Consider the following 10,891-nt stretch of genomic DNA (forward strand, 5'->3'; position numbering starts at 1 on the left):
CGCCCCCAACCCCGACGCCGAGATGACCCAGGTGGTCCGTCCGTGAACAAGCCCCTGCGCCATATCGCGATCTTCTGCGGCCTGTTGGTGCTCGCGCTGCTCGTGCGGGACAACTGGCTCCAGTTCATGCGTGCCGAGGAGCTGAACTCACACCCGAGCAACAAGCGGGTGACGATCGAGCGGTACGCCTCCGTCCGCGGCGACATCATCGTCGCAGGGAAGCCGGTCACCGGTTCCGTCGACTCGAAGGACCCGCTCTACCAGTACAAGCGGACCTACGTCGACGGCCCCATGTGGGCGCCGGTCACCGGGTACGCCTCGCAGGCGTACGGCTCGAACCAGCTGGAGAAGCTGAACGACTCGATCCTGACCGGCAACGACGACCGCCTGTTCTTCGACCGCACGCTCTCGATGTTCACGGGCGAGCAGAAGAGGGGCGGCAACGTCGTCACCACCCTCAACCCGGCCGCGCAGAAGGCGGCCTTCGAGGGCCTGGGGGACAAGAAGGGCGCCGTCGCGGCCATAGACCCGCAGACCGGCAAGATCCTCGCCCTGGTCTCCACCCCGTCGTACGACCCGAGCTCCTTCGCCGGCTACTCCCGGAAGGACGAGAAGGCCTGGGTGGCGCTGGGGAAGGACAAGGACAAGCCGATGCTGAACCGGGCGTTGCGCGAGATCTACCCGCCCGGCTCCACGTTCAAGGTCCTCACGGCCGCCGCCGCCATCGAGAACGGCAAGATCAAGGACATCGACGCGCCGACGGACACGCCGGAGCCCTACCGGCTGCCGCTCTCCACGGTGCCGATGAAGAACCACGCGAGCGGCTGCGAGAACGCCACGCTGAACTACGCGATGGAGGTCTCCTGCAACTCGGTCTTCGCGAAGCTCGGTGACGAGGTCGGCCGCGACAAGATGGTCGAGATGGCGGAGAAGTTCGGCTTCAACAACCCCGAGATCGACACCCCGGTCCGCGCCGCCACCTCCGTCTACGACAAGACGATGGACCGCGGCGGCAACGCCCTCTCCGCCATCGGCCAGTTCAACACGGCGACCACTCCGCTCCAGATGGCCATGGTCACCGCCGCGATCGCCAACGACGGCAAGCTGATGAAGCCGTACATGGTCGATCACCTGGTGGATCCGAACCTCGACGTGATCGAGAAGAACGAGCCCCAGGAGATGAGCCGGCCGATGTCGGCGGAGACCGCGCAGCTCGTCCAGAAGATGATGGAGAACGTCGTCGAGAAGGGCACCGGCACCAAGGCCCGCATCGAGAACGTCACGGTCGGCGGCAAGACCGGTACGGCGCAGCACGGCGAGAAGAACAAGGCCCGCCCGTACGCCTGGTTCATCTCGTACGCGAAGACGGACAGCGGCTCGCCGGTGGCCGTCGCCGTGGTCGTGGAGGACTCCGACGCGGTCCGCGACGACATCAGCGGTGGCGGCCTCGCCGCGCCCATCGCCCGCGACGTGATGAAGGCGGTGCTGGACAGCCGGAGGTGACGGCGACCCTGTGTACCGGTCCCGTATCAGCTTCCGGTACCGGACGGCCCGGCTCCCCGTGGCCGGTAGCCTTTGCGCGAACAGCACACCGCCGGACCACACACACGGTTGCGGCCGGGACTGACGGAGAGGGCTGGAACAGTTATGGATGAGCCGCGTCGCCTCGGCGGCCGGTACGAGCTGGGCTCGGTGCTCGGCCGTGGTGGCATGGCCGAGGTCTACCTCGCCCACGACACCCGGCTCGGCCGCACCGTCGCCGTGAAGACGCTGCGGGCCGACCTGGCACGTGATCCGTCCTTCCAGGCCCGGTTCCGCCGTGAGGCCCAGTCGGCCGCCTCGCTCAACCATCCGGCGATCGTCGCCGTGTACGACACCGGCGAGGACTACGTCGACGGCGTGTCCATCCCGTACATCGTGATGGAGTACGTCGACGGTTCCACCCTGCGTGAGCTGCTGCACTCCGGGCGCAAGTTGCTGCCCGAGCGCACCCTGGAGATGACGGTCGGCATCCTCCAGGCCCTGGAGTACTCCCACCGCGCGGGCATCGTCCACCGGGACATCAAACCGGCGAACGTCATGCTGACGCGCACCGGCCAGGTCAAGGTCATGGACTTCGGGATCGCCCGTGCGATGGGCGACGCCGGCATGACGATGACGCAGACCGCCGCCGTGATCGGCACCGCCCAGTACCTCTCCCCGGAGCAGGCGAAGGGCGAGACCGTCGACGCCCGTTCCGACCTGTACTCCACCGGCTGCCTGCTGTACGAGCTGCTGACCGTCCGCCCCCCGTTCATCGGCGACTCGCCGGTCGCGGTGGCCTACCAGCACGTGCGGGAGGAGCCGCAGCCGCCGAGCGTCTTCGATCCGGAGATCACCCCGGAGATGGACGCGATCGTCCTGAAGGCGCTGGTCAAGGACCCGGACTACCGTTACCAGTCGGCCGACGAGATGCGCGCCGACATCGAGGCCTGCCTGGACGGCCAGCCGGTCGCCGCGACGGCCGCGATGGGCGCGGCCGGCGGTTACGGCTACCCGCATCCGGACCAGCAGACGACGGCCATGCACCCGGCGGACCCGGGCGCCCAGACGTCGATGCTGCCGCCGATGAACCCGGACGACGGCGGCTACGGCTACGACGACCGGGGCTCCGGGCGCCGCCGCCAGCCGCAGAAGAAGTCGAACGCCTCGACGATCCTGCTGGTCCTCGCGGGCGTGCTCGTGCTCGTCGGCGCCATCCTCATCGGGAAGTCGGTCTTCAAGGAGGACGTGATCCGCCAGGTGACCGTCCCGAGCCTCGTCGGCAAGACGTACGCCGAGGCCGAGAAGACGGCCGGCGGTTCCGGCGTCAAGGTCTCCAACATGGGCGGGGAGCGCTGCGAGCAGCCCAAGGGGACGATCTGCCGCCAGCAGCCGGTCGCCAACGGCACCGCGCAGATGCAGGAGAACGGCACCATCGAGGTCTGGGTGTCGGAGGGCGCGGAGAAGGTCAAGGTGCCCAACGTCCTGGAGCAGTCCAGGGACCTGGCCACGACCAACCTGGAGAACGAGGACTTCAAGGTCAAGGTCGTGACGGAGGAGTCGGAGAAGACCGAGGGCACCGTCATCAGGCAGGACCCCGAGGGCGGCACGGAGCAGGAGAAGGGCACCGAGGTCACCATCACCATCGCCGTGAAGGGCAAGGTGTCCGTCCCGAGGGTCGTCGACAGCCAGTTCGACAACGCGAAGGCGCAGCTGGAGACGTTGAAGTTCCAGGTGGTGCGGGAGGACGTGGACTCCGACAAGCCGGCGGGCCAGGTCGTCGACCAGAACCCGAAGCCGGACGAGCGGGTCTCCGAGGGTTCGTCGATCACGCTCAGGGTGTCGAAGGGACCGAAGCAGCAGCAGGTCGACGTGCCCCAGGTCACCGGTCTCCTGCTGGGCCAGGCGAAGCAGGTGCTCGCGCAGCGGGGCCTCCGGCTGGTCGTCGGCGAGGGTCCCGACAACGACATGGTCTTCGTCGTCGACCAGGACCCGAAGCCGGGCAAGAAGGTCGACGCGGGCACGCCGGTCACCGTGAAGACGCAGGGTCTGGACGGAAACGCCAACGGCGGGAACGGCGGGAACGGCGGCGGCCCGGGCGGCGGTCCGGGCGGCGGTGACGGCGAGGGCGACGACGGCCCCGGCTGGTTCGGCGGCGTGACCGGTGCGGCCCTCCGCTCCGAGCCGTAGCGGGGGCACGGCCCGCAGCACATGACGGAGGCCCGGCACCCGAGAAGAGGTGCCGGGCCTCCGTCATACCCGGAGCCGGTCGTGTACGGGTCCCGTCGTGCCCGGGCCTCCTCGTGTCCGATGCGTCGTCGTACCTGGGCCTCGTCGTGCCCGATGCGTCGTCGTGCCTGGGGGCCTCCGTCGTGCCGGGGGAGTCGCCGCGACCCGTGCGGGCCCTCGCGGGGCCGTCCGCCGGCTCCTCGCCGCCGCGGTGGGCTCAGCGCAGTTCGGCCGGCTTGGTCCGGTCGTGGTCGACCTTCTCCGTACGGACCAGCTCGCCCCAGACGATGTACCGGAAGTCCGAGGTCAGGATGGGCGTGCACGTGGTGAGCGTGATGTACCGGCCCGGCCTCGTCCTGCCGGACTCCTTTGGGACGGGCTGGAGGACGTCCACGTTGAACCGCGAGGTCTTCGGCAGGGTCCGGTAGACCTCGTAGACGTACCAGGTGTCCTTCGTCTCGAAGACGATGGGGTCGCCGGTCTTCAGCTTGTGGATGTTGTGGAACTTCGCGCCGTGTCCGTCGCGGTGCGCGGCGAGCGTGAAGTTGCCGGTCCTGTCCTTCGGGAGGGCCGACCTGATCGGGTCGGTGTAGTACCCGGCCACCCCGTGGTTGAGGACGTCAGGGCTGGTGCCCTCCTTCACCAGGACCTCGTCGCCGCCCATCGCCGGGACGTGGAGGAAGCCGATTCCGCCCCTGGTGTCGAGGGCTCCGGGGCCGGTACCGGTCCAGCTGTCGCGCACCGCGTCGCCCTGCTTGTCCGCCTCGCGGTCGGCCAGGACGTTCGTCCACCACAGCGAGTAGACGACGAACAGCCCCATGAGCAGGCCCACGGTGATCAGCAGTTCGCCGAAGACGCTGATGACACCGGCGACCCGGCTGCGCGCACGTACCACGACATCTGTCCCGTCTTGAGGTGTCAGCCGGCGAGCGCGTCCGGTACGCCCTTGTCGCGCGGCCGTTCTTCGACCATCCTGCCCCACACGATCATGCGGTAGGTACTGGTGAACTCCGGGGTGCACGTGGTCAGCGTGATGTACCGGCCCGGACCGGTGAATCCCGAGCCGTCGGGGACGGGCTTGAGCACCGAGACGTTCGACGGCGGGGTCTGCGGCAGGATGCTGGCCATCTCGTAGACGTAGTACGCCTCGCGGGTCTCGACGACGATGGGGTCGCCGGGGCTCAGCCGGTTGATGTACCGGAACGGCTCGCCATGGGTGTTGCGGTGCCCGGCGACCGCGAAGTTGCCCTCTTTGTCGGAGGGCATGGCGGTCTTCAGGGCGCCCTCGGCGTAGTGGCCGGCCATGCCCCTGTCGAGGACCTTCTGCTTGTCGATGCCCTCGGCGACCGGTACGACGACGTCCAGCTTGGGGATGTGGAGCAGCGCGAAGCCCTCGCCGGCCTCGAAGGCGCCCGGCTTTCCGGCGGAGTCGCCCTTCGCCCAGTCCTCCGCGATCCGGTCCTTCGCCCGGTCGACCTCCAGGCCGGCCTGGACGTTGGTCCACCACAGCTGGTACGCGACGAAGAGCAGCATGATCGCGCCGAAGGTGATGAAGATCTCGCCCATGACGCGGCTGGCGATCACGCCGAAGCCCTCCTTCGCCGCGCGGGCGGCGCGGCGCGCCTCGACCCGGGACAGGGGCGCGCCGGCCGGGGAGGCCGCCGGGGGCGGGGCGNNGGTCCGGCGGCGGCCCCGGCCCTTCGCGGCACGCCGGCGTTCGGCCCGGCCCCCGGGACGCGGTTCCTCGGGGCCCCTCGGCACGGGGCCGCCCGCAGGGCCGGCACCGGGGTCGGCGGACGCGGCCGGGTCGATGACGGGGAGGGGCGCCGTCGCGCCGTCCTCGGCGGACGGGCCCGCCCGGTGCGGGGTGCGGGGCCCGTACGGCCCGGGCCGGTCGTATCCCTGCGGCCGTGCGTGGGGCCGGGGAGCGCCGTACGGCTCCCCCGCTTGTTTCGGAGCCGTGTCACCGAGCGGCGGCGCCCCGTAGGGGGCGTGCGGGGTCTCCTGGGCCGGGTGCGCCCCGTAGGGGGCGTGCGGGGCCTCCTGGGCCGGGTGCGCCCCGTACGCCCCGTACGTGTCGGCCGTCCAGAACGGCTCTCCGGACGCCTGGTACGGCTGCCACCGCTCCGGGGTCTCCGGTACGGCTCCCGGCGCCGGCTCCTCCTGCTGCGGGGACGGGTCCGCGGCCCGGAACCAGGGCGACTCCTCCGAGCCGCTCCCGGCCGCGTCGTGCCCCGGGCGCACGGGGGTCACGCGACGGCCTTGCCCACCACCGGCGCGAGCCCCACGGAGCGGTCGACCGCACCGGTGTCTCCGCACCGCTCCAGCCAGTTGGCGAGCATCAGGTGGCCGTACTCGGTCAGTACCGACTCGGGGTGGAACTGCACGCCCTCCACGGCGTGCTCGCGGTGCCGCAGTCCCATGACGATCCCGTCCTCGGTGCGCGCCGTGACCTCCAGGACGTCCGGCAGCGCGGTCGGTTCGGCGGCCAGCGAGTGGTACCGGGTCGCGGTGAACGGCGACGGCACACCGGCGAAGACGCCCCGGCCGCCGTGGACGACGGGGGAGGTCTTGCCGTGGAGGAGTTCCGGTGCGCGGCCGACGACACCGCCGTAGGCCACGGCCATCGACTGCATGCCGAGGCAGACGCCGAAGACGGGGACGCCCGTCGCCGCGCAGTGCCGGACCATGTCGACGCAGACGCCGGCCTCCTCGGGCGTGCCGGGGCCCGGCGAGAGCAGGACGCCGTCGAAGCCGTCCTGGGCGTGCCGCGGCTCGACCTGGTCGTTGCGGACGACCTCGCACTCGGCGCCGAGCTGGTAGAGGTACTGGACCAGGTTGAAGACGAAGCTGTCGTAGTTGTCGACGACGAGGATGCGAGCGCTCACTGACCGTCCACCGTCACATCGTTGAACGGAAGCAGAGGCTCCGCCCAGGGGAACACGTACTGGAAGAGCAGGAAGACGACCCCGAGGACGAGCAGGAGCGAGATCAGCCCCCGCACCCACGTGTTGCCCGGGAGATGCCGCCAGATCCAGCCGTACATGACGTCCGCCGTCCCTTCCTTCGGTACCGCACCAGAGTACGGGGCGTTCCACGCCCGTCGGGGCCCCTGGGGAAAACCGGGGCGTTCCGTGCTATGGGGCCGGTCGCGCGTACCGCAGGTCCACCGTGCCCGAGTAGCCGGGCAGGGTCGTCGCCCCGCGTTCCTCGACCTTCCAGCCCAGCCCGTACGCCTTCACGTAGAGCTGGTAGTTCTGGAGCGCCGGGGAGGAGGCGAGGGCCTCGCGCAGGCGTCCGGTGTCGCCGACGGCCGTGACCTTGTAGGGCGGGGAGTAGACGCGGCCCTGGAGGATCAGGGTGTTGCCGACGCAGCGCACGGCGCTGGTGGAGATCAGGCGCTGGTCCATGACCTGGATGCCGCGGGCGCCGCCCTGCCAGAGGGCGTTGACGACGGCCTGGAGGTCCTGCTGGTGGATGACCAGGTCGTTGGCCTGCGGCTCCGGGTAGCCGGGGGCCGCCCGGGCGTCCGGCGGGGCGTCGTCGAGCGTGACCGTCAGACCGTCGCCGGAGACCTCCGTGGTGCCCGCGGCCTTCTCCAGGGCGCCGAGCCGGGCCTTCTCCCCGTCGCTTGAGCCGTCGTCGCGGCGGGCCAGCCCGTCGACCTCGTCGCGCACGGCCGCCGTGGACTCCTCCAGCCCGGCGTTCTTGTCGCTGCGCTCCCGGATGAGGTCGGAGAGCCTCAGCAGGGAGTCGTCCGTGCGGATGTTGGTGCCCTTGGCGGTGTTGAAGCTGGTGACGAAGATCAGGCCCGCGAGCGCGAAGACGGCGGCCGTCAGCAGCCGCACGGGCCGCCACCGGCCGTGCCGGTCCGGCTCCGGGGGAGAGTCGGCGGAATTGCTCAACGTACCCTTATCTCCTTAGCCGTCGCGGAAGCACTACGCTAACGGACGCCTGGGCAAGGAGACGGGCCACCTCGCTCCCGGTCCGTACCCGCAAGAGTCACCGTTTCCGCGCGGTCGCGCAGCGCACCGACAGGAGAGTTCCTCGTGCCGAAGTCACGTATCCGCAAGAAGGCCGACTTCACGCCGCCCCCCGCCACGAAGCAGGCGACCGCCATCAAGCTGACCAACCGCAGCTGGGTCGCTCCGGTCATGCTGGCGCTGTTCGCGATCGGGCTGGCCTGGATCGTGGTCTTCTTCGTCACCGACGGCACGCTTCCCGTGGAGTCGCTGAGGAGTTGGAACGTCGCGGTCGGCTTCGGCTTCATCGCCGCCGGCTTCGCCGTCTCCACCCAGTGGAAGTGACGGGCTAGCACAGGCCCCATACGCCGTCAAGCACCCGTACGGGTTATCCACAGCGTTGTGCACAGCCGTGGAAAAGTTCAGATTATCTGTGGATAACTTTGATGGTGTGGGCATCTCCACCCACCCCGTCCGCCACCGGAATCCACCGTCCTGACCCCTCGCCGCCTCGGAGACATCCAGGTCAGCGGCGAGGGGCGGCCGTGTTTCCGACGCCCCGCAGCAGCACCGTCACCCACTGTGGACAACCCTGGGGAAAGCCGGGCCTCAGCCGAGTGCCGCCGTCCTCACGACGGCTGCCGCGAGCGTCGCGGCCAGCACCAGCCCGCAGGCGCCCCACTGCAGCAGCGCGCGCTTCCCGCGCGAGCCGCTGACCATGCCGTACGCCACGACCGCCCCGGCGACCAGGCCGCCGAGGTGGGCCTGCCAGGCGATGGTGTCCCGGAAGACGAACGTGATCAGCACGTTCAGCGCGATCAGGCCCAGCACCGGCCGCGGGTCGTACCTGAGCCGGCGGAGCAGCACGAACGTCGCGCCCATCAGCCCGAAGACCGCCCCCGACGCGCCCAGCGACGGCTGGTTCGGCGCCACGAGCACATAGGTGAGCGCGCTGCCCGCGAGGCCGGAGAGCAGGTACAGCGCGAGGTACCGGACCCGGCCGAGGGCCGCCTCCAGCGGACCGCCCAGCATCCACAGGCCGAGCATGTTGAAGCCGATGTGCCACACCTCCTGGTGCAGGAACACCGACGTCAGGATCCGGTACCACTCCCCGTCGGCCACCCCGACGTTCCGGACCAGGTCCGGGTCGAAGGCGAGGCCGACCAGCGTCAGCTCGTCGACGAGGGTCGGCAGGAGCACGCCGCCCAGGAACACCAGCAGGTTGAGCCCGATCAGGACCTTGGTGACCAGCTGCGGATCGCCGCCGGAGACGGCGCCGCCCGCGATGTTCCGCGGGCGGGCGGCGTCGGGCCGGTGGCCCGTGCCCGATCCGCTCCGCACGCACTCGGGGCACTGGAACCCGACCGACGCCTCGACCATGCAGTCGGGGCAGACCGGCCGCTCGCAGCGCGTGCAGCGGATGCCGGTCCCCACCCCGGGGTGGCGGTAGCAGCTCGGCAGCCCGCTCGCCGCCTGATCGTGCTCCATGGGATCCCCTCGTCGTCGTACACGGGCCGGCGCCCCGCCCATCCCTACGGACGAGCGGGGCGGAAAGGTTCCCGGAGGGACCGGGGCGACCGCCGGGGCGACCGCGGGCCGCCCGGTGCGTCAGCGCGCCGTGATCACGACGGTCTCGATGACCACGTCGTGGACCGGGCGGTCCGTGCGCGGGTTCGTCCGCGTGCCGGCGATGGCGTCGACGACCTTCTTGCTCGCCTCGTCGGTGACCTCGCCGAAGATCGTGTGCTTGCCGGTCAGCCAGGCGGTCGGCGAGACGGTGATGAAGAACTGCGAACCGTTGGTGGCCGGCCCCGCGTTGGCCATGGCCAGCAGGTACGGCTTGGTGAACGCCAGGTCCGGGTGGATCTCGTCCTTGAACTCGTATCCCGGGCCGCCCGTGCCGTTGCCCAGCGGGTCGCCGCCCTGGATCATGAAGCCGCTGATGACGCGGTGGAAGACCGTGCCGTCGTACAGGGGAGCGGTGGTCTTCTGGCCCGTCGCCGGGTTCGTCCACTCGCGTTCCCCCCGGGCGAGCTCGACGAAGTTCCGGACCGTGACCGGCGCGTGGTCCGGGAAGAGCCGGACCTCGATGTCGCCGTGGTTCGTCTTCAGGGTGGCGTAAAGCTGCTCGGCCACGATGTGCCTTCCTTAGGTCTCCTCTTACGCGTCCGATCCTCGCACGGAAGCTGTGGCGGCCCGCAAAAGCGGGGAGGGTCGCACGTGAATGCCCCGGATGCCCGCATCGCATGCCGACATCGAGCCACCGGGGCATGATTTCCAAAACGGCGGAAAGGTGAGGTATCCAACCGCCACCGAGGAGGAGGATCCCGTGACCCGCATGGACAGCGTGCGCGCCGCCACCGATTCGGCCAGGGAGAGCGTGCTGCACGCCGCGGACGTGGTGGCGCCCTACGCCGGCGCGGCCCGGGAGCAGGCCACGCTCTACGCGCGCGAGGCGCGCCTCAAGATGGCGCCGATGGTCTCCGAAGCCGCCCGGCAGGCGCGCCTCCAGTACGGCGTGTACGTCGCGCCGCACGTACCGCCGAAGCTGGACGCGGTCGCGCACCGCGCGGCGCACCACACCCGGAGGGCCGCGCGCCAGGCCGCTTCCTACACCGCGCCCCGCCTGGAGCAGGTCAGGGCCGCGGCCGGCCCCGCCCGCGAGGAGGCCGTGTCCCGTTCGATCGCCGCCCTCGCCGCCCTGCGCGGCCAGGTGACGGCGGAGGAGGTCAGGAAGCTGGTCCGCCGGCAGGAGCGCCGCGCCCGCAACCGGCGGACGATGAAGGGGGTCGCCGTCGTGGGCGTGGCCCTCGGCGGCGCCGTGGCGGCGTGGAAGTGGTGGGAGGGCCAGGCCGACCGGGACTGGCTGACCGAGCCGCCCACCGAGGTCTCCGAGGGGGCCACCCTCATGTCGGTCGACGGCAGCGGGCCGTCCACCGCGAGTGCCGAGACGGCCGGGACGCCGGGGGCGTCCGAGACCGTCGAGGCGGAGAAGCCGGAGGGGCCGGAGGACGACGAAGGGCTCCGCTGACACCGTCCGGTGCCCGATCGGCCCACGCCCGGCGCGGGACCCGAGCGGGTCCGCGGTCAGCGCGCGGCGGCCGTACCCACGGGTGCGGCCGCCGCGGCGTGCCCGGCGCCGAGCGGGCGGACCGCCCGCCGGGCACGGACCCGCGCAC

The 10,891-nt window shown here is 71.0% G+C and carries 11 protein-coding genes; 4 read left to right on the top strand and 7 right to left on the bottom strand.

Features of this window, described 5'->3' with window-relative positions; translation table 11 throughout:
- Positions 1-42: 42 nt before the first annotated feature.
- Positions 43-1,503, top strand: a complete 1,461-nt coding sequence (locus tag MW084_RS13840; protein WP_010472880.1) for a peptidoglycan D,D-transpeptidase FtsI family protein — start codon at positions 43-45, stop codon at positions 1,501-1,503.
- Positions 1,504-1,647: 144 nt separating this feature from the next.
- The gene (gene pknB, locus MW084_RS13845) at positions 1,648-3,711 is read left to right on the top strand and encodes a Stk1 family PASTA domain-containing Ser/Thr kinase (RefSeq protein ID WP_275563614.1); all 2,064 of its coding nucleotides are present in this window, start codon (positions 1,648-1,650) and stop codon (positions 3,709-3,711) included.
- 256 nt (positions 3,712-3,967) lie between these two features.
- On the opposite strand, the gene MW084_RS13850 is transcribed toward pknB, so the two are convergent.
- The 5 genes from MW084_RS13850 to MW084_RS13875 all read right to left on the bottom strand — a co-directional run bounded on the left by MW084_RS13850 (position 3,968) and on the right by MW084_RS13875 (position 7,655).
- Positions 3,968-4,645, bottom strand: a complete 678-nt coding sequence (locus tag MW084_RS13850; protein WP_010467740.1) for a class E sortase — start codon at positions 4,643-4,645, stop codon at positions 3,968-3,970.
- A gap of 23 nt (positions 4,646-4,668) precedes the next feature.
- On the bottom strand, positions 4,669-5,425 hold a 757-nt coding region (locus MW084_RS13855), incomplete at its 5' end, for a class E sortase (protein WP_275563615.1).
- 574 nt (positions 5,426-5,999) lie between these two features.
- Positions 6,000-6,638 (bottom strand): aminodeoxychorismate/anthranilate synthase component II, encoded by a 639-nt coding sequence (locus tag MW084_RS13865; RefSeq protein ID WP_010467745.1) that lies wholly within the window; start codon positions 6,636-6,638, stop codon positions 6,000-6,002.
- The gene (locus tag MW084_RS13870; protein ID WP_010467747.1) at positions 6,635-6,796 is read right to left on the bottom strand and encodes a hypothetical protein; all 162 of its coding nucleotides are present in this window, start codon (positions 6,794-6,796) and stop codon (positions 6,635-6,637) included. The genes MW084_RS13865 and MW084_RS13870 overlap by 4 nt, the downstream gene beginning before the upstream one ends.
- Before the next feature lie 91 nt (positions 6,797-6,887).
- Positions 6,888-7,655 carry a DUF881 domain-containing protein gene (locus MW084_RS13875; protein ID WP_010467750.1) on the bottom strand — a complete coding sequence of 256 codons (768 nt, stop codon included), beginning with the start codon at positions 7,653-7,655 and terminating at the stop codon, positions 6,888-6,890.
- Between the two features lie 144 nt (positions 7,656-7,799).
- Between MW084_RS13875 and crgA the strand changes: the two genes are divergently transcribed.
- On the top strand, positions 7,800-8,057 hold the full coding sequence (gene crgA, locus MW084_RS13880; protein WP_010467752.1) for a cell division protein CrgA: 258 nt from the start codon (positions 7,800-7,802) through the stop codon (positions 8,055-8,057).
- A gap of 264 nt (positions 8,058-8,321) precedes the next feature.
- Here the strand turns inward: crgA and MW084_RS13885 are convergent, their stop codons facing one another.
- Both MW084_RS13885 and MW084_RS13890 read right to left on the bottom strand, forming a co-directional pair.
- A complete protein-coding gene (locus tag MW084_RS13885; RefSeq protein ID WP_010467755.1) occupies positions 8,322-9,200 on the bottom strand; it encodes a rhomboid family intramembrane serine protease in 879 nt (292 codons plus the stop codon).
- A gap of 120 nt (positions 9,201-9,320) precedes the next feature.
- Positions 9,321-9,848, bottom strand: coding sequence for a peptidylprolyl isomerase (locus MW084_RS13890; protein ID WP_010467757.1), 528 nt, complete (start codon positions 9,846-9,848; stop codon positions 9,321-9,323).
- Positions 9,849-10,041: 193 nt separating this feature from the next.
- Here MW084_RS13890 and MW084_RS13895 point away from each other — a divergent pair, with 193 nt between their 5' ends.
- Entirely contained in the window at positions 10,042-10,743 is a 702-nt protein-coding gene (locus MW084_RS13895; RefSeq protein WP_010467759.1) for a DUF5324 family protein, read from the top strand.
- The last annotated feature ends 148 nt before the right edge of the window (positions 10,744-10,891 follow it).

This window comes from Streptomyces sudanensis, assembly GCF_023614315.1.
GTDB classification, from domain to species: Bacteria; Actinomycetota; Actinomycetes; order Streptomycetales; family Streptomycetaceae; genus Streptomyces; species Streptomyces sudanensis.